The organism is uncultured Roseibium sp., from assembly GCF_947494555.1.
GTDB lineage: Bacteria > Pseudomonadota > Alphaproteobacteria > Rhizobiales > Stappiaceae > Roseibium.
Genome location: NZ_CANLVF010000005.1, coordinates 21,207 through 40,175, shown reverse-complemented (window position 1 = coordinate 40,175; position 18,969 = coordinate 21,207). Strand labels below are relative to the sequence as shown.

Here is an 18,969-nt window from a genome sequence, read left to right as displayed (position 1 = left end):
CAGGCTATTTTTGCCTTCGGTTTCGTCTCGAAGGTCAACTCCTTGTTGAAAGAAGTTGGCGGGACAGGCGTGGTCTTTTTCCGTTTCGGCTTTCTGTCTTCTCTGCCACGGCGGCTTTTGCCCTTTGCCATTTCGTTTTCCTGTGCTCGCGTCTGAAGGCCATTTTCCGGCGTGTTTAAGCGCTTCGGATAGTGTTCCGATCAGTTGATTTTGTCTTTGACAGCTCAACCTCGATGCTTCGGCAGGTTTTTCAATTCGACCTTGCTCATCTTGGTGTGAGCAAGGACTTTTCCGTTTTCATCGCGCATGAAGTCGATGCGTGACATATCAAGGGCAACTTGCTTGACCCCGATTCCGAAAAAGCCGCCAACTTCAATGACCGCCCTTGCATACTGACCGGTGCCGAGCATTTCGGAGACATTGCCCATCACTTTATCATCGGGTCCGTAGATATCGGTGCCTTTGACGTTAGCCGCAATGATCTCGCCGGCCTGAAGCGGCTCATGTGATGAATGGTCCATGGGACCTCCTGGGTGTAGCTGGAGTGCGCGATAGGCGGCAGGCCCGATCAGAGTTGCCAGACAGGTAAAAGTGACTTGTCAGTAGCTGTTTGGTGCCGGGTTTAATGGCGTCGCCCATCTTTGAAGCTGTGTGACAACATAGCAGCAGCGGTGGCGATGCATGCTGATGTGGGTTAGCGTGTCGTCACATTTCCGGCTAATCCGCAGCCAGATATTCGGTTGCGGGTCTCTGAACCGTGTCGGCGGCGGTGATGCAAACTTTTGACCGCGCGTTTATGTAGAGATCGACGAAAACCACCCCGGTTTCCGGCTGGCCAACTGCAGCGACGTCAGGCGGCCAACGATACCGGTGAAGATGTGATCGGCCGATTGGACTGGCAGGCCGCCTGTTACCGGCTGCTCACAAACTCAAACGTGCCATCTGCTTCCACGAACGCGGGGAAATCCGTGACCGCTCCCATGAAGCCAGGCCTTCCGGGTTTCCGGACTTAACCTAGTTGTAAGCGCCATCTTGCGCTGGAACACCGTTTAACTCAGCCAGGCCGTCTCTCACCTGCGCCAAACAGGGCCGGATTTTTTCGGATTGCATGCTGAAACACATCTCGCAGCTCAATTGAGCATATCAATCTAACCGGCATCTATTCCTGGGAAAAGGACCAACAGATACCAGAAGGCTTCAGATCCTTGCGAAGCCGGGGCCGGAACTTCCAAGCGGCGTAATTTTCACAATCAGTTCGCGTTGTGCGTGTCTGCGGGTACAATGCTTGTTCTGACCTCAACTGCAATGAATGGCGCTGGTGGGTGTGTGGGACATTAGAATAGCCTTTCAGAAAACGCAGGCCAGCTGCAGCGAAGTGATTGTCGCCCTGATTACTTCCGGCGGACTATTCCGGTGCAGTCGAGCGTCCCGAGTAGCTCACCAGTGCATCGCTGAATTCGGCCACTATCGACAGCTCACAAGGCGCGTGAACTAACGGCAACTTTAAGAAAATCGCGAAATTGACCTCAAGGCCGATTTGGGGACGCTAAGTTGTCGTAGGGATTAAGATCACGGAGGTCAACCCAGAGCCCAAATCCTACCGGTTTTGATGCCCGCATCAGTCGAATCTCTCGAGTTCCGGAAAGAGCGCCGGCGGAAATGGTGATGATCAAGTTGTCAACACTGTACGCAATCAATATTTTCAAGACTGCGAAAGTGTATGAAGGGCTTGGTCTAAGCTTCAATAAAGGACGCTCACACAGCGCCATCGGGAACCTCCCCCGACAGCATTGGCAAATGCCGCAGATGATATCGGCCCGTCATGCTGACGAAAGGTGGAAAACTCAATCCGCCGTTGTCCGAAGGTTTGGTAGCACAGCAGCCGGAAGATCTGCAGACCCTATAAGGGCAGATTTGCTGTGACACCTGGATCGCCTCATCCCACCTGTCGATGCGGAAGACGCACTAACAAAGGCCTCGGATCGGCGCTGCTCACAATAGTATTAATGAACGTGCACTGTCGCATGGCAATGCGAGCTTAACTTGCAGTCCATCAAACCGGCAGCAGCTCAGACATCGAAGGCACACCGATGGAAGGTCTCGACTATGAATTGCTCGTTGAGGAGTTCAAGAAAGAACTTGAGCGGGTATGTCTGCTGTGTGGCGCTCATCCTGGGGTATCACCGCGAAGACGATCTAAGTTCACGACTGCTGAAATCACGACTCCCTGGAGAAGACATTCTGGTTACGCTTTGGAACCAACGCCTTGATAGAAGAGCGGACTTCCCGCAGGTAGCTTCGAAGCGACCAGTTGCAGGGCGCCTTCGTCCAAAAAACTAGAGCGAGCTGGAACGTTCGATTGGCGCGCAGTCGACGAGCTACTTGCCCATCTTCTTTGATGTGACGTTTGCGACCGAAAATTCTTCGGGTTTTCCTCGCCTAAAGGCATCGTGAACTGAGGTCGTACCTTCTTCGGAGTGCGTATAGGTATCAAGCAGGATCTTCGGGCTTGACCAACGTCCCATGTCTGCTGCAGTGCGCGGATCGACACCCTGGCGGACGACAAGCTCCGTCCCAAATCCGTGCCTGCCGGCCGAATGCGGTGGAATGTACTCAATGCCTGCACGATCGCAGGCCGACTTCCAGGCTTTGTAAACCCCCCAACGCTGTTGGTACCCGAACACCCGGCCATTGCGTGGCGGCAGGTTGGCGAGTTCGACCACAAGTTCGGTCATAATACTCACCCATTGCTCCTCATGTCCTTTGGCGGCCGGGATGAGAATGCGGTGGTTTTGGAGATCCAGATGTCGTGGCTCCATTAGGATTGACTGGGTGATGCGCGCACCCGTTGTGAACATGAAGAAGGCGAGGGCACCTTGGTAACTGTTGGAATGTTCCCTGAAGGCAGCGAGCCAATGCCATGAGCCTGGCGTTCTTTCCGTTCGGCTTTGCTTACCGCGCAACTCGTCCTGTTTCTGACGCTCCGCACCCGTATAGGCTTTTACCCGTATGAGCGGCGTTCCCTTTTCTTGATGTGCATTGTTGATGACTGCGCACGTTGGCGATACCACTTGCCGCCGCCAGGTATCGCAGGCAGCCGTCGGATAAAGTTTCCTCCCAAGATCACGAACCATCTTGGGCATTATGTCCTTGATGCGCTTGGGTCCAAGTTCGGGAATGATTTTCAGAAGGTAGTTTGCGTCAGCCAGCTTCGCGTCATAGAGCATGACTGCGGCCGCAAATGTCAACTCGTCTGCTTCTGTCGGCGCATCTGAACCAAGGATCGCACGTTGTCGCGCTTTCCTCTCGATTTCCGCGACTTTTGCGGCTGCGATCTTTCTATCAGATGTTTTGAGGCTTCTTTCAGTGTAACCATCGAGGCCGTCCGTCCGACCTCGGACCCAAAACCGGGTTCCTCGTTTGTAGATTTCAAGCGGCACGGCGTGTCCTCAAAAATACGGTCGATATGTTCCGGCTTTAACAAGATGGCATTTCCGAGGCCACAATAGGCACTGAGCTTTCTGGCCTTGTCGCGCAGAGTGCGTGCCGAAATCTCGATGCCATGTTCGGCAAAGGTCTTCGCCCATTGCTCCGGTGTCTTGCCGGCTTCCAGGATTTTGGGAAGTGTTGACATTTGGCTCCAATCTCTTGGGGGCTACTCTGGACTGCATTGATCGGATCTCGGTGATTGCTGCTGCCGCATTATTCCAGAAACTATAATTTAAATCCACTTTTTGATTGACCTCTTTCCACAATTTCGGTAGCGCTTACTCATTCGCGGTGACGGGGTGCAACTCCCTGCTGGATGAAAACCGCAGGCGCGGGGGTCGAAAGTCCTAAGGTGCCTTCCAGAAACAGAGGACGGGAAATTCGAGAGAATCCCTGGCTATGTGTGTCCCATCCCGGCTCGGGTCAGCAGATGCGCCAGAGACTTCCCTGCCTTCTATGGTCTTCCATAGGGGGTAGGGGGGTCTTTGGCTTTTGGAACCCTCCCTCTCAAATCTGCAGGAATTAGTTGGAATTTAAATCAAGGAAAGAGTCGTAGAATAGAGAGAACCTTTGCAACGATCCTGACTTGAGATTCTTCTTCGTCAAAGTCGTCGAAAACAATTGGATCTTGAAAGCGAGGGTCATGCGACTCGGGTAAGAGTTGAACCCCATTAAGTGACTGGACAACACGTTTCGCTGTTCGCTCGATCGTGTGTCCACCATCTCGCGAGCGTTCGACAACAACAAGGTCGCCAGACTGTATCTCGACGCCAGCCTGGCCGTAGTCGAAGCACAGAATAAGGTCTCCGCTTTGTGCCAGCTTGTTTAGACTTTCACCATTTATTCGCAACAGGTACTGCAACTCGATAGGAAAGCGACTGTCGCCAAGTACTGTCGAGGCTTCGGAATGCTCGCCCTCGAACAAACTGGCTTCCATCCAAAGGCCGGCCGCAACCTCACCATGGATTCTAAGCGTGGTGTTGCTTTGCCTGATGTTGGAGCCGAAAGGGGTTGACCCAAAAAGCAGGGCTTTTTCGCTCGTGCCAAGAGCCACGGCAATCTTGGACAAGTTCTTGCCTCTTGGGTGATCAACTTCACCGCGCTCATACTTGTTAAGGTTGTCGTAGCTCACACCGGAACGACGTGCGAGTTCTGCCCGGGACAAACCCAAGACCTTCCGTCGTTTAACAATGCGCTCGTTCCAGGACAATCAGGCTCCCTTTTTGGCTCAAAAACGCGCGTATCAGTCGTCAAACACCGACTCGACCAATCACCCCTGTATAGAATGTGCGTTTCCCAGTGCATAGCAGTGGGCAAGATTTATCGTTTTGACGTTGGCGGCTAGGGTAGGTGCCTAAAAACCTCAAACGCGTGCCCACACAGCGACCTTGCCGGAAACTAGCAACGCATAACGTTGGAGAATACGACAGCGGTATTGTTATCGTTGCTCGGCTTTTCGTTTTGAAGCCACTGGTTCATTCATGATATGTTCCCAGCTCGCTCTCGCAGTATTACTTTGAAATCATCTGCTCAAACAGATTGCAGACTGAGGACATGCCAGCAAAAAACGGAAACAAGTACGCGCAGAAATGGCCGACGTCCGAATTGCGACAAAAATTCTGCCAAGTTTATTGCGATCATATTTCTGCTGGGTATTCAAAGAAGAGTTTTCCGCACGCAGATTTGAAAACAATCAAGTCATATGCAAAACGCTATCCGGAAGATTTCCCCTCCGAAAAAATAGGCGAGGCGGAGAGGCGAGGCCTTTTGTGTTGGGAGCAAATCGGCAAGTTGGGAACGCTGGGAAGACTTCCTGGCTTCAAGGCCATCTCATGGATATTCAACATGAAGAACCGGGCTGGATGGCACAATAATCAGTCGCGAGATTTGGGTGCGGGCGAAACCCGCTAAAATTTTTTGCAAGACTTCTTTGTTCATGACCTCGTACTTTGGACTTTTTGCTTTGGGAAATGTCCATGCCAGTCCGGTGAAACGCGTCGCGCCAATCGCAGGTCAAGGCGCGGTGGTGATTTCGTAGGTCTGGGACAATCTGCATGGATAAGGCGTTTGTCGAGAGACCGGGATTGAAGTGCCAAGACTTCAGTTCGAGTGGGCTCCTTACAAAGAACAAACCTAGGACAAACTGTCTGGGTTTTGTAGGAAAAATGCCGCAAATAGCTTCATGTTCCTTGCATGTTCCTACAAGAACCTGCAAACCAAACTGCCGTTCATTTTGACTAAGTATTGATTTTCTTTGACTTTTAATGGTGCTGCCGGAGAGATTTGAACTCTCGACCTCTCCCTTACCAAGGGAGTGCTCTACCCCTGAGCTACGGCAGCGAGCGGGTGATACCCGAAGCGCATCTGGCGTCGAACCGGCTATGTTACAAGCTGTTTTTGAGACGCGAGTGCGGTGCCGATCAGCATGGCCGACCGGAATGAGGGGGCTTGTGCCACAAGAGCCTTTGGGACGCAAGCGGTGAATCGGTTTTTTTTGGCAAGCTTCCCCATGAACGGGACGTGGAATTTCCGGCGCATGATCAGGCGCGATTCTAGCGCGCATTTCCCTGGAAAACAGGAGCTGTGGATAGCATGTTTCGGTTGCCGGAATGGCTGGCGCTGAAACGCCGGCGGCGCGCGTTTGTTGGTGACTGATTTCGGGGCCGGGAGTGCCGGCGGCACCTTTTTCTTGCGCAACGAGGTGCGTCCGGCTTTTCAGCCGGTCACGTGCTTGCTAAAACGGCGAGACTTTCGACAAGGCTTACGGCGCGATGATGAGCGAAAAAGACCATAAAAGCCAGGAGCTTGGCAAGGATGACAAGCGTGCGGACAGCGATCAGCGCAATGGCGGACAAAAGACACCGGCCCCCTCCAGGGAGGACCGGCTGGCCGAGGCCTTGAGGGCAAATCTGCGCCGCCGCAAGAGCGCTGCGAAGACCCGTCAGAAGGACTGACGAACCAGGGGCAGGCTTTACAGGTAGACGCGCTGCCCTGAAATCGCCGCCTGAGTGGCATCGCCTTGCCTTGCATGGGTCACAACTTGTGTGTAGACCGCAGGTTTGATGTGCATTTCTTCGATGGGACGGCCGCAAAGACGCGGCCCGGGTTTGGGGTTTACATATGGACAGTATCAAGGTCGTCGGCGGCGCTGAGCTCAAGGGTGTCATTCCGATTTCGGGCGCTAAGAACGCGACTCTCCCGCTGATGATTGCCGCGCTGCTGACCGATGAGACCCTGACGCTCTCGAATGTCCCGCGCCTGCGCGACGTTGCGCAACTGATGCAGATCCTGTCCAACCATGGCGTCGACTATTCGGTAAACGGCAAACGCAACGGTCAGGATCAACTTGCCGGCCAGACGCTGAACCTCACCGCGCGGGAAATCGTCGACACAACGGCGCCCTACGAGCTGGTTTCCAAGATGCGTGCCAGTTTCTGGGTCATCGGGCCTCTTGTCGCACGCATGCATGAAGCAAGGGTGTCTCTGCCAGGTGGCTGCGCCATCGGCACGCGTCCGGTCGATTTCTTCATCGACGGGCTTGCGGCGCTTGGCGCTGATATCGAAATCGAGGGCGGTTACGTCGTTGTCAGGGCACCCGGCGGTCTGAAGGGCGGTCGTGTCGAATTCCCGAAAGTGTCTGTCGGCGCAACGCACACGATCATGATGGCTGCCACGCTTGCGGACGGTGAAACGGAACTTGTCAACGCCGCGCGTGAACCCGAGGTGGTGGATCTTGCCCTTTGCCTCAAGGCCATGGGCGCCAGGATCGAAGGTGAGGGCACCTCGACCATCCGGATCCAGGGCGTGCCGCGGCTTCACGGTGCACACCACGCTGTTGTTCCGGACCGGATCGAGACCGGCACTTACGCCATGGCCGTTGCTATGACGGGTGGCGACGTCCTTCTTCAGGGCGGACGTTCGGACCTCCTGGAAACGGCGCTGGATACACTGCGCCAGACAGGGGCGGATATCACCCAGACTGCCGAAGGTTTGAAGGTTTACCGAAACGGCAACGGCATTCAGGCTGTGGATGTCTCCACAGAACCTTTTCCCGGTTTCCCGACCGATCTTCAGGCCCAGTTCATGGCGCTTATGACGAAGGCCAGCGGGACAAGCCGGATTACCGAAACGATTTTTGAAAACCGCTTCATGCACGTCCAGGAATTGGCACGTCTTGGAGCGCAGATCCAGGTGGATGGCCGGACCGCGACAATCGAGGGCGTCCCGACACTGCGCGGCGCGCCAGTCATGGCGACAGACCTGAGAGCGTCTGTTTCTCTGGTGATTGCCGGGCTGGTTGCCGAAGGCGAAACCACTGTCAACAGGGTCTATCACCTTGACCGCGGGTTCGAACGGTTGGAAGAAAAGCTGACGCGCTGCGGCGCGAATATCGAGCGCATTTCAAGCTAAGACGGTCTGGCTGAGTATGTCCCTCTGTGAGATGGCGCAGACGATAGCGAAGAAGTGCTCAGTTTCAGCCGAATGCTACCAGCGTTTACGGCGAGAGCCGTTCGATAACCCGTCCTCTTGAGATAAAGGACGGACCGGGCCCGCCGCTGCCGCTGGTCATGATCGCTTCCGCGATCGGGCTCAAAACCGGCGTTTTTGCTGTCCAGACCACAATGAAATTAGCACCGACGCCCCCGGTCGTGTCGTTGATCGGAATGAGCACAGTTTTAGACTGCAGCGGTGCCAGCTCCAGTGGGCCGTCCAGTAGACTGCGCAGCAGCGTTCCATCCTCGCCGTGATAGTCGAGCCGCGTCAGCGTCAGCGATGCATCCGGATCAACATTGTGAACGGCGAGCGTTGCGGCGAGCAGATCCGAACGGTTGGGATGGGAAAAGATCCTGGAATAAGCTGGAACGTAGATCGTCTCGCCGAGAACCTTTTCGGTAAAATCCTGCGCTGGGGCAGAGCGAAAGGTCATGAGGCAAAGAAGAAGGACGAGACCCGTCAGTTTCTGGAACATGAAGCTTTCAACCCGTGCATTTGTTTGTAAATGATGGATAGCCGATGTCGGCATTCGGCGCTAGATTTGCGGTCGAATAAGTCTCTGCTGCCGGTCGCCGGCACGCGCGCTTTTCTTGTTCCGACTGGCGCAAGGGTTCGCCTGTTGCTTGTATCGTTCCTGTCCGGCTCCTAGATGTCCACTGTGTTTACACGGAGCTCATGACGATGTGCAGGTCATCTTTCCGGGGAATGGTATTCGCCGTTCTTCTGCTGTCTATTCCGTTCACACCGCTGACCCGGTCCCACGCCCAGGAGGTCGGCCGTGTTGTTCAACTCGAGGTTCCCGCACCTGCATTGAAGGGCAACCTGCTGAATACGCCGGCCAGTCAGGGAGCTGCTGTCTACCTTCCTCCAAGTTATGATGACGGCAGTGATCGCCGCTTTCCTGTTATCTATCTTCTTCACGGAAATTTCGATGATTACGACGTCTGGCTTGAACACTTTGGTGTTCCGGTAATCCTTGACCGAATGATTGCGGCTGGGAACATTCCGGAGCTTATCGTCGTGATGCCAAACGGCGGAAACCGGTATGGCGGCGGCTTTTACCGTAACTCGCCCGTGAGCGGAAACTGGGCCGATTTCATTTCGATCGATCTCGTCGAGTTTGTCGACGAACATTTTCAAACTCTTTCAAATCCAGTGAGCAGGGCCGTTGTCGGGCACTCCATGGGAGGATACGGAGCGCTCAATCTCGGCATGAACCACCCTGATGTCTTCTCAGTGGTTTGGGCGCTTAGCCCGTGCTGCCTGGTTCCAAGTGAAGATCTCAGTTTTGGCAACGAGGCGTGGCAACGCGCCTTTGCCGTGACAAAGCCTGAAGATCTTCAGGAATTGATCGCGAGCCGGGACTTTTACGCCATAGCCCTGCTCGGAATTCTGTCGGCATTCAACCCCGATCCCGACGCAGCTCCTCACTTTGGCGACTTTCCGTTCGATGTCGTGCGTGGGGAAGTCGTCCTCGATGACGATGCATTTGACCACTACCGTGATGCCTTTGCCGCCCGCCAGGTGCGCAGCGCACGGGACAATCTTCGAAGTCTTCGCGGTCTGGGATTGGGTGTCGGTCTTGGCGATCAGTTTCTACACATAACGGATGGCACGCTTGAGTTTTCACAACAGCTCGGAGCCGAACGCATTCCCCACCGTCTGGATGTCTATGCCGGTGACCATCGCGAACAAATCAGCGAGCGACTGGAAGAAGCTGTGTTGCCCTGGGTGGCCAAGCGGTTGATCCACGAAGACTAGGTCGTATCCGGCGGACCTTGTTGCCGCGTTGGGCGTCAGGGAACATTAAATGAAACAACGACGTCTTGGTGCCTCGCAAACTGGCTGAGTTCAAGCCTTGAAATCATCAGCCGGTCGTGTCACCGGAAAAACCCGACCGAATTTTCGGCAAAGGGCTGATGCGCCCAGAAACTCCCTGTCCTATCCTCTCCATTCCAGAATGGTCCCGATTTTGTGAATTTATTGGTGTCTGCGGGCATTGAAGGAAAAGAGTGAATGGGTGCGCTGACGGTCAGGTTTCTCATCCAAGCAGCATTTGCCATGGCCGGTATTCTCGCGGTTGTTTTTGTCGCTGCACCCTTCGGACTGACATTGGCGTTTTTTCTTCTCGTCTTCGGTCTTTGGCTGGGCCGCCGTGTCTTTCTGTGCATGGAGCGCCGGGATCGTTTCTGATCGGCCAGACGCATCGCGATGGCGCTGCAAGAGGCGAAAGCGCGCGGGGTCAAGTCTCGCCAGATTGCCCATGCCATCCGGTAATTTGATTATATAGATGTAATCACTGTCAATATTGCTGAATGAGTTTGAAATTATCTACAACTTGTTAAGTCAACACTATGAGAAACCATGTAAGGAGTGATACTTATTTCGAAATACATCGGTTGATTCACGGGTTTTGTTTAGTTTTTGTTATGTCTTTGCCGGAAATTTGAACTCACTTTAAACCTGTGATTGTTGGGTGAGACTTATGTCCTTGAAAAACATTGCTGTGATCCTTGTCGGGTCTGTATTTCTGCTAAGCGCGTTGTTGGTCGGGATCCTGTTTACAGGGTCGACACAGCTGAAGCAGATTGAACAGGCATGGATTACGTCGACCGAGCAAAACTCTCGGCGTTCGCGGGGGCTTGAACTGGCTGTCGTCAAGCTTGGCTATGGCGGGGTCATACATCACTTCAAGAACTACGTCTTGCGTGGGGACGATCAAAGGGTGGCGAAGATCCGGATTGCTGTCGGCGGTGCGAAGCTGGCGCTCGATGTCATTCGCGAAACATCTCTCTCTCCGAGGGAAATGTCGGCGCTTGAAGACCTTGAACGCGTGATTGATCAGTACAGCGAAGCGACCGAACAAGCGGTGGCTTTGCACCGGTCCGGCCTGACACCGGAGGAAATAGACAAGCAGGTCAAGATCGACGACGGCCCGGCCTTGGCCGCCATCGATGTGCTTTTCGCAGCGCTCGGTGAAAACAGGACAGGCAACGGCGCGGCGACCAGCCTGGTGGCTCTGCGCGATCATCTCGGTTATGGCGGCATGATCCATCAATTCAAGAACTATGTCCTGCGGAAGGATCATGCCAGGCAGGAGAAAATCTTCAGCGCGGCGGATGCCTCCAAAAATGCGATCGCAGCTTATCGAAAGCTCCCTCTGTCAACCGCACAGATGGCTGCTCTGAACGACATTGAAGACATGATAGACCGCTACACGGAAGCGACCAAAACCGTCGAAAGTCTTGCGGGGCAGGGCAAGAGTGCGGCCGAAATCGACAAGATCGTCAAGATCAGCGATGGTCCTGCATTGGCCGGCCTGCAGCACATGCTGACGAGTTTCGGTGAAGCAGCGGACGCCAGCCAGCGCCAGGTTCTGAACGATGTCGGTGAACTTGCCAACCAGGGGCCTGTTTTCGGCGCTACGATGTTTGTCCTGCTGGTTCTGATCGGTTCCGCTGTCGCCTACGTGGTCTTTTTCCGAATTTTGCGCCCGCTTTCCAGACTGACGGGTGTGATGACGGATCTGGCGTCCGGAAATGAAGATGTCGACGTCCCGTTCCTTAAGCGCACGGATGAATTGGGTTCGGTCGCCAGGGCCGTCGATATTTTCAAGTCCAATCTGATCGACAATCGCGCGCTTGAGGAGCAGAACCGGGCGTCTGAACTTGAGAACCGGCAGCAGCGGGAAGAAGATCTGGAACGTGTTGTCGAGGACTTTGAAAAAAGCGTCGTCGGTATCGTCGATACGGTTCTGTCCGAAGCACAGAACCTGAAGACCAACGCAGCTGACATGAAGGTTCTGGCACAGGAGACCAATGGTCAGGCAGAAGGCGTAAGGCAGTCGGCGGGCAATGCGAACGCCAATGTGCAGACCGTCGCCGCAGCAGTCGAGGAACTGTCCTCCAGCATTGCGGACGTTGCCGAGCAGATCGCCGGAACATCCGACCTGACCCAGGCAACCGTCAGCGAAGCGGGCAAGGCAGCCGAATCGGCGCGTGAACTCAGCGCCGTTGTCTCCAAGGTTGCCGAAGTAACAAGTCTCATTCAGGCAATCGCCGAACAGACGAACCTGCTCGCGCTCAATGCGACGATTGAAGCCGCAAGGGCAGGGGATGCCGGGCGCGGCTTTGCCGTGGTTGCTTCTGAAGTCAAACAGCTTGCCGAGCAGACTTCGCGCGCCACAGAGGAAATCAATATGCAGATCGAAAGCATCCAGAGCGCCTCCAGGGTGTCCGTGGATGCGGTCGAGAAGATGACGTCGCAGGTGCAGGAGATCAGCGACAATGCGGCGGCCATTGCGGCCGCGGCGTCTCAGCAGAGGGTCGCGACGCAGGAAATTGCAGAAAATGCGACGATGGCATCGTCAGCCACCCAGGATGTCAGCGGCAGCGCGGAGGCCGTCAGCAACGCAAGCACAAAAACGGATGAAACCAGTGCCCAGGTCATGCTGGTTGCAAACAACCTGAACGACCGTGCGGGTGTATTGCAAAAGGAAATCGACGGTTTCATGGGCAGGCTGCGTACCGGTTGAGGTGCAACGCTGCGAGCGTAGCCGAAACGGCTTCTGGGTTCACAGCCACCCGCGAGGGCGGCTGCTTCCATTCGCGCGTTGCAAATTGGTCCAATCCGCATTAGGTCAACATTCTTGGGATCTCGACAGGCTCCGTTCCTTGCGGCTTGTCGGAAAATGAAAATACGGATCAGAATTTGACCGCTATGGATCAACTGAAACTTGCCGCCCTTGACCAGGAAGACCTCCAGGTTATTTCCGCACATCTGCAAGATGCCGTCATGACGGTTGCCGACATTCGTTACCTGCCGAAAGAGCAAAAGGCGGTGTTCGTGGTCAATCGCTTCGTCTGGGACAAGGAAGCGGACAAACGCACGAAGGAACATGAGCGCCGCAGATCAGCACTGGCTATCGGCCGGGTGTTGAGCATGAAGGCTCAGGGTATTAGTCAAAATGCCAGGGGAACGGTTCTGGAACTTCTTGCCGTCACGTTCGAGGCGGGCGAGGAACCCTCGGGAACAATTCAGCTCGCATTTGCCGGCGGTGCGAGCCTTGCGCTGACCGTGGAATGCATTGAGGCGCAGCTCGCCGACCTTGGTGCTGCCTGGTCGACCCCCAATCTTCCACAACACGATCTCGGCTGATTGCCAACTTGAGTAAATATCCGGTGCGCCGCACCGAACACGATGGAGACACGCGTGGTTTTGCGCTTGAACAGCACCGACGCCGGGTTTGAAGCCAAGTTTGAAGATCTGCTGGCATCTAAGCGGGAAGTCTCGGAAGACGTTGATCAGGTTGTGCGCGAGATCATCGACCATGTGCGCCTCAATGGCGACGAGGCCGTTCTGGAATACACAGCCAGATTTGACCGTCTTGATGCGTCAAACATGGCCGAGCTCTCGGTAACGGAAGAAGAGATCGAAAACGCGCTCAACTCTGTTCCTGCCGAAACACTGGACGCCCTGACGTTCGCCCACGACCGCATTTTTGCTCACCATCGGCGCCAGATGCCCCAGGATGACCGCTACACCGACGAGATCGGCGTGGAACTCGGCTCTCGTTGGACAGCGATTGAAGCCGTTGGCGTCTATGTGCCGGGCGGTCTTGCAAACTACCCGAGCTCTGTTCTCATGAATGTCGTGCCGGCCAAAGTCGCCGGTGTTGAGCGTATTGTCATGGTTGTCCCGAGCCCTGACGGCGTTCTCAACCCTCTGGTGCTGGCAGCCGCAAAAGTGGCAGGCGTGACCGAAATCTATCGGATTGGCGGTGCGCAGGCGATTGCAGCCCTTGCCTACGGAACCGCGACAATCGCACCGGTGGCCAAAATTGTCGGACCGGGCAACGCCTATGTAGCTGCTGCAAAGCGACGTGTTTTCGGCACGGTCGGGATCGACATGATCGCCGGGCCTTCCGAAGTTCTGGTCATTGCCGATGGGGACAACAACGCGGACTGGGTCGCAGCAGATCTTCTGGCCCAGGCCGAACACGACACGGCAGCCCAGTCATTGCTGATCACCGTTAGTCAGGATCTGGCCGCGCAGGTGGAAATCGCCGTTGAAAGTCAACTCAGGACCCTTCCACGAGAAGACGTCGCGCGGGCAAGCTGGCAGGAGTTTGGGGCCATTATCCTGGTGGACGATCTGGATGCGGCCATGCCCCTTGCCAACCGCATCGCGCCGGAGCACCTGGAGCTGGCCGTCGCCGATCCCGAAGCCCTTTTGACGAAGGTTCGAAACGCAGGCGCTGTATTCCTTGGTCATTATACGCCAGAGGCAATCGGTGACTATGTCGGCGGTTCAAACCACGTCTTGCCGACCGCCCGCTCGGCGCGGTTCTCGTCCGGCTTGTCCGTCCTGGAATTTGTCAAGCGCACCTCGATCCTGAAGTGCAATGCAGATAATCTTCGGGCGCTCGGCCCGGCCGCGATCGCGTTGGGTGAATCTGAGGGGTTGTCGGCGCACGCGCGCTCTGTTTCCATCAGGTTGAACATGTAACCGAGGCTCAAAGAGGTTTTTCGCACATGAGCGAAACACAACCGGACCCCAGTTCACAATCCTCAGGCGGACGCCTTGTGGACGTCGTCCTTGATGAAGCCTCTATCGCGCGCTCCACTCCGGAAGTGGAGCATGACCGTGCCGTCGCCATATACGATCTGATCGAGGAAAACAGTTTCCAGCCCGTCGGACACCCCCCGGTGAACTATGTTCTCAACCTCGCCGTTGTTGAAAAGAGACTGGTGTTTCGGATCAGAACCGATAACGATCAGGAAGTGGTGACCCATGTTCTGTCGCTGTCTCCGCTGCGCAGGATCGTCAAGGATTATGACCTGATCTGCGAAAGCTACTACGAAGCGATACGCCATGCGACACCAAGCCAGATCGAGGCCATCGATATGGGCAGGCGCGGTGTGCACAATGAAGGATCGACGATCCTGATGGAACGTCTGGAGGGGAAGATCGAGGTCGACATGCAGACGGCCAGGCGTCTGTTTACGCTAGTTTATGCCTTGCACTGGAAGGGCTGAACGATATGTCCGGGCCGGGCCTGCGTCCGACTGCGGTTCTGTTTGCCTGCGGAATGAACTCCGTGCGCTCGCCGATGGCCGAAGCATTGACCCAAAAACTGTTCCCTGGACAGATCTACGTGCGCTCGGCCGGCGTTCGCCATGGCAAGATCGACCCCTTCGTGGACGCGGTAATGTCCGAGATGGGCATCGACATGAGCAAGCACCAGCCCAAGACATTCGAAGACCTGGAAGAATCAGGCTTCGATCTGATCGTGACGCTGGCGCCGGAAGCGCACCACACGGCGCTCGAAATGACGCGGACGGACGCTGTCGATGTCGAATACTGGCCGACAATGGATCCGACGATTGCGACAGGCAGCCGTGAACAGATCCTGAACGAATATCGCACCGTCCGCGATTTGCTGCTGATGCGGATCAAGAAGCGTTTTGACTGGACACCGACCGCCGGGGACTGACTTTTCTTTTTTGTAAGGATTGGAAAGAAAGGTTCACTTTCTCGCGCTTATCCGTTAGTTTCCCCGGCACCCGCGGGCAGGGCCCGCTTCATTCAGGATATCAAATGGCCAAAGAAGAAGCTCTGGAGTTTCCGGGCGTCGTAACAGAACTGTTGCCGAATGCGACGTTCCGCGTAAAACTGGAAAATGACCACGAAATTATCGCGCACACGGCTGGGCGCATGCGTAAGAACCGTATCCGTGTTCTGGCGGGAGACAAGGTTCTCGTTGAAATGACCCCTTATGATCTCACCAAGGGGCGGATCACCTACCGCTTCAAATAGCGGTGCCTTCCATGGTGATGCCGGCTGCAAGGCTCTTTCCCTCATGACCGACGCTCCCCACCTCATTCTGGCTTCCGCTTCGCCGCGACGTCTCGCGCTGCTGCAGCAGATCGGGCTCGATCCCGATCATCTAATGCCGGCAGATATCGATGAGACGCCCAAGAAGCATGAAACGCCGCGCAGCCTTGCGCTGCGGCTGGCCCGCACCAAGGCGGAAGCTGTCCGTCAATCCGCGGACGCTCTTCAGGAAATGCAGGGAGGCCTTGTCCTGGCTGCGGACACTGTGGTGGCTGTGGGGCGCCGGGCATTGCCCAAGGCCGAGTTGACTGAACAGGCACTGATGTGTCTTTCCATGCTCTCCGGCCGGGGGCATCGCGTTTTCACAGGCATCGCTGTCGCGGAAGCGAACGGCAAGGTCCGATCCAAGCTTGTCGAGACACGGGTTCGCTTCAAGCGCCTGTCCCGAAAGGATGTCGACGACTATATTGCCTCGGGCGAATGGCGCGGGAAAGCCGGCGGCTACGCGATCCAGGGACTTGCGGGAAGTTTCGTCGTCAAACTTGTCGGCTCCTACCCGTCCGTTGTCGGACTTCCGCTCGCCGAGACGGTAAACCTCCTTAGCGCTGCAGGGTACCCAGTGCACCAGGGGTGGGCGACTGCCGCGGCCTGATGACGGCGCATCGCGAGCCGGATCAACGCGTGAGGTGACATGACTGATACAGACGAAAAAAGTTCAGGCAAGCGCATGCGACCCTGTCCTATCTGCTCGAAACTGTCGACGCAGGAGGACTATCCGTTCTGTTCGGACCGCTGCGCCAAAATCGACCTGAACCGCTGGTTTTCCGAAGGCTACACGATCCCGGTCGTCGAGACCGACGACATCGACGAAAGCAACTTCCCGGAAGACTGACAAGCCGGCTCGCCATTTTTCCTGCAAATCATCTGGCCTTCGGCGTTTCAAGGCAACCGGGGCTCGGCTCCCTTCGGCAGATCTGGAAGTGCCTGAAGTTTACCGGCTAAATTAATTTTTCTTTATTTCCCCGACATCACTTGCGGTTGCCGGATTTCTGTTCAAAGATTTTGGGCCGCTGGTTGTTTGCGAAAGCGCTCACACGCGTCCGTACGGGCTGAATGCATTGAGCGAATCCTCGAAACGCCGGTCGGTAGAGGGGGCTATGTGCCGACGCGGCAGCCTTCAACCAAAACCAGAATCAAGGGCGAGGGTCCGATGAAAAAACGTTTTCTGACCGCTGCGGTGGTGTCTGTCACAGTTGCGCTGCCAACGGTCGTCTACGCTGACTATTCTTTGTCGATATTGCATTTGAACGACCTGCATTCGCGTATCGAGTCGATCAACAAATACGATTCCACGTGTGATGCCGAGGATGAGGCAGAGGGCAAGTGCTTTGGCGGCATTGCCCGCATCAAAACAATGATCGACCAGCGCCGCGCCGAACTCGAGGCGGATGGCAGGAACGTCATCGTTGTCGATGCAGGTGACCAGTTTCAAGGCTCGCTTTTCTACACCACCTACAAGGGAGACGCGGCAGCAGAATTTTTGAACGGGATCGGCATTGATGCAATGGCGGTCGGCAATCATGAATTTGACGATGGCCCTGAAGCTCTTGCGAACTTTATCGGCAAGACAGACTTCCCGATCATCTCCGGAAACATTGACGTGAGTGCAGACCCTGCACTGAAAGGCAAGGTGCCCGGCATCGTGATCCTGGAAAAGGGCGGTGAAAAAGTTGGTATCGTGTCGGCACTGGCGGAAGACACCAGCGAGACATCGTCACCCGGTGACAGTGTGCGTTTCATTCAGGCGGAAGACTACCTGAAAGGGGCCGTTGAAGGGCTTGAGGCAGCAGGCGTCAACAAGATCATCGCCGTCACCCATATGGGTCTGTCGCGTGACAAGGAAATCGCGGCAGCTGTGCCGGGAATTGATGTCATTGTCGGCGGCCACTCCCACACGCTGCTGTCAAACACGCAGGAGGGTGCATCGGACCCGTATCCGGTTCTGGTGACCAACCCTGAAGGCAAGGAAGTCCCGATTGTTCAGGCCTACGCTTACGGCAAGTTTCTGGGCGAACTCGATGTCACCTGGGATGACGACGGCAACCTCCTGAAAGCCGAAGGCGAGCCGATCCTGCTGGACGCATCTGTAACACCCGATGAAGGCTATGCGGCGCGTGTCGCCGAACTTGCTGCTCCAATCGAGGAGCTCAAGGCAAAGGTGATCGGCTCCAGCGAAGCGGCCATCGACGGTGACCGGGGATCGTGCCGGGCAGGTGAATGCCAGATGGGCAACCTTGTCGCTGATGCGATGCTTGACCGCGTCAAGGACCAGGGCGTTCAGATTGCTATCCAGAATGGCGGTGGATTGCGGTCTTCGATTGACGGCGGTGAAGTCACGATGGGCGAGGTGCTGACGGTTCTGCCCTTCCAGAACACCTTGTCCACCTTCCAGCTCAAGGGCGCGGATGTGATCGCGGCACTGGAAAACGGTGTCTCTCAGGTTGAGGAAGGTGCAGGCCGGTTCCCGCAGGTCGCCGGACTGAAATACAGCTGGACCTCCAAGAAGGATCCGGGCAGCCGCATCATGCTGGTGGAAGTCATGGAAGACGGTGCCTGGGTCGCGATCGATCCGGAGAAGGTCTACGGTGTTGTGTCCAACAACTACATGCGCGGCGGTGGAGACGGATACAAGGTCTTCGCAGACAACGGCATGAATGCCTATGACTTTGGACCTGGTTTGGAAGCGGTTGTTGCCGACTACCTCGCCGAAAAAGGGGCTTACACGCCTTATACGGACGGCAGGGTCACCGAGCAGTAGGTCCAGGCTTTTCGGGCACAATGAAAGCGCGCCGATCGACGGCGCGCTTTTTTCAAAACAAAAGCGGGTTCAAAATACCAGTTCTCCCTGAAAGAAAACGGTAAGCGACCGCCTGTCGTCAAACGCCGTCGCGGGCCCGATCCAGGACCATTGCAGCGACCGCATTGGATCTGGTACCTGTATCGAAGCCGGGGTGGTAAATCGGCACGACTGGGCCAAAGCCCCTCCGCCGCAATCGCCCTGATTCGCATGCCGCTGCAACGGGCTCGTCTTGGTTAAAAACGTATGTTTATCAGCGCGTTGAGCCGGGCATGGGTTTTCCCCAAGTGCCG

At 55.7% G+C, this 18,969-nt stretch carries 19 protein-coding genes, 1 tRNA gene and 1 pseudogene; 15 read left to right on the top strand and 6 right to left on the bottom strand.

Annotation, left to right across the window (positions count from 1 at the left end; translation table 11 throughout):
- Positions 1-224: 224 nt before the first annotated feature.
- Positions 225-521, bottom strand: coding sequence for a PRC-barrel domain-containing protein (locus tag Q0915_RS22695; protein ID WP_299479324.1), 297 nt, complete (start codon positions 519-521; stop codon positions 225-227).
- A gap of 395 nt (positions 522-916) precedes the next feature.
- Between Q0915_RS22695 and Q0915_RS22690 the strand changes: the two are divergent.
- Positions 917-1,241, top strand: a pseudogene (locus tag Q0915_RS22690) (Tn3 family transposase); the annotation flags it as partial.
- Positions 1,242-2,378: 1,137 nt separating this feature from the next.
- On the opposite strand, the gene Q0915_RS22685 reads toward Q0915_RS22690, so the two are convergent.
- From Q0915_RS22685 to Q0915_RS22675, 3 genes are all read right to left on the bottom strand, one after another.
- Positions 2,379-3,248, bottom strand: a complete 870-nt coding sequence (locus Q0915_RS22685; RefSeq protein ID WP_299479321.1) for a tyrosine-type recombinase/integrase — start codon at positions 3,246-3,248, stop codon at positions 2,379-2,381.
- Positions 3,245-3,634, bottom strand: a complete 390-nt coding sequence (locus tag Q0915_RS22680; protein ID WP_299479318.1) for a hypothetical protein — start codon at positions 3,632-3,634, stop codon at positions 3,245-3,247. Before Q0915_RS22680 ends, Q0915_RS22685 begins: the two co-directional genes overlap by 4 nt.
- Positions 3,635-4,027: 393 nt before the next feature.
- Positions 4,028-4,699, bottom strand: coding sequence for an XRE family transcriptional regulator (locus tag Q0915_RS22675; RefSeq protein ID WP_299479315.1), 672 nt, complete (start codon positions 4,697-4,699; stop codon positions 4,028-4,030).
- Between the two features lie 344 nt (positions 4,700-5,043).
- Between Q0915_RS22675 and Q0915_RS22670 the strand changes: the two genes are divergently transcribed.
- Entirely contained in the window at positions 5,044-5,400 is a 357-nt protein-coding gene (locus Q0915_RS22670; protein WP_299479312.1) for a hypothetical protein, read from the top strand.
- Between the two features lie 354 nt (positions 5,401-5,754).
- Here Q0915_RS22670 and Q0915_RS22665 read toward each other — a convergent pair.
- Positions 5,755-5,829, bottom strand: a tRNA-Thr gene (locus Q0915_RS22665).
- Positions 5,830-6,263: 434 nt separating this feature from the next.
- Here Q0915_RS22665 and Q0915_RS22660 point away from each other — a divergent pair.
- Together Q0915_RS22660 and murA are read left to right on the top strand one after the other, a co-directional pair.
- Complete coding sequence (locus Q0915_RS22660; protein WP_299479309.1) at positions 6,264-6,443, top strand: hypothetical protein; 180 nt, start codon at positions 6,264-6,266, stop codon at positions 6,441-6,443.
- Positions 6,444-6,609: 166 nt separating this feature from the next.
- The gene (murA, locus tag Q0915_RS22655; RefSeq protein ID WP_299479306.1) at positions 6,610-7,899 is read left to right on the top strand and encodes a UDP-N-acetylglucosamine 1-carboxyvinyltransferase; all 1,290 of its coding nucleotides are present in this window, start codon (positions 6,610-6,612) and stop codon (positions 7,897-7,899) included.
- 85 nt (positions 7,900-7,984) lie between these two features.
- On the opposite strand, the gene Q0915_RS22650 is transcribed toward murA, so the two are convergent.
- Positions 7,985-8,458, bottom strand: a complete 474-nt coding sequence (locus tag Q0915_RS22650) for a DUF3124 domain-containing protein (RefSeq protein ID WP_299479303.1) — start codon at positions 8,456-8,458, stop codon at positions 7,985-7,987.
- Positions 8,459-8,664: 206 nt separating this feature from the next.
- Between Q0915_RS22650 and Q0915_RS22645 the strand changes: the two genes are divergently transcribed.
- The 11 genes from Q0915_RS22645 to Q0915_RS22595 all read left to right on the top strand — a co-directional run bounded on the left by Q0915_RS22645 (position 8,665) and on the right by Q0915_RS22595 (position 18,637).
- Complete coding sequence (locus Q0915_RS22645; RefSeq protein ID WP_299479300.1) at positions 8,665-9,744, top strand: alpha/beta fold hydrolase; 1,080 nt, start codon at positions 8,665-8,667, stop codon at positions 9,742-9,744.
- A 255-nt stretch (positions 9,745-9,999) separates the two neighbouring features.
- Entirely contained in the window at positions 10,000-10,176 is a 177-nt protein-coding gene (locus Q0915_RS22640; protein ID WP_299479297.1) for a hypothetical protein, read from the top strand.
- A 292-nt stretch (positions 10,177-10,468) separates the two neighbouring features.
- On the top strand, positions 10,469-12,517 hold the full coding sequence (locus tag Q0915_RS22635) for a methyl-accepting chemotaxis protein (RefSeq protein ID WP_299479294.1): 2,049 nt from the start codon (positions 10,469-10,471) through the stop codon (positions 12,515-12,517).
- 185 nt (positions 12,518-12,702) lie between these two features.
- Positions 12,703-13,140: a DUF2948 family protein gene (locus Q0915_RS22630; RefSeq protein ID WP_299479291.1), complete on the top strand. Its 438-nt coding sequence runs from the start codon at positions 12,703-12,705 to the stop codon at positions 13,138-13,140.
- Between the two features lie 42 nt (positions 13,141-13,182).
- On the top strand, positions 13,183-14,490 hold the full coding sequence (hisD, locus tag Q0915_RS22625; RefSeq protein WP_299479288.1) for a histidinol dehydrogenase: 1,308 nt from the start codon (positions 13,183-13,185) through the stop codon (positions 14,488-14,490).
- A 26-nt stretch (positions 14,491-14,516) separates the two neighbouring features.
- Entirely contained in the window at positions 14,517-15,020 is a 504-nt protein-coding gene (locus tag Q0915_RS22620) for a UPF0262 family protein (protein ID WP_299479285.1), read from the top strand.
- 5 nt (positions 15,021-15,025) lie between these two features.
- Positions 15,026-15,478, top strand: coding sequence for an arsenate reductase ArsC (locus Q0915_RS22615; protein WP_299479282.1), 453 nt, complete (start codon positions 15,026-15,028; stop codon positions 15,476-15,478).
- Between the two features lie 104 nt (positions 15,479-15,582).
- Positions 15,583-15,801 (top strand): translation initiation factor IF-1, encoded by a 219-nt coding sequence (gene infA / locus Q0915_RS22610; protein WP_006939340.1) that lies wholly within the window; start codon positions 15,583-15,585, stop codon positions 15,799-15,801.
- Between the two features lie 43 nt (positions 15,802-15,844).
- Complete coding sequence (locus Q0915_RS22605) at positions 15,845-16,471, top strand: Maf-like protein (RefSeq protein WP_299479277.1); 627 nt, start codon at positions 15,845-15,847, stop codon at positions 16,469-16,471.
- A 39-nt stretch (positions 16,472-16,510) separates the two neighbouring features.
- Entirely contained in the window at positions 16,511-16,711 is a 201-nt protein-coding gene (yacG, locus tag Q0915_RS22600) for a DNA gyrase inhibitor YacG (RefSeq protein WP_299479274.1), read from the top strand.
- Positions 16,712-17,029: 318 nt separating this feature from the next.
- Positions 17,030-18,637, top strand: coding sequence for a bifunctional metallophosphatase/5'-nucleotidase (locus Q0915_RS22595; RefSeq protein ID WP_299479271.1), 1,608 nt, complete (start codon positions 17,030-17,032; stop codon positions 18,635-18,637).
- Positions 18,638-18,969: the final 332 nt, after the last annotated feature.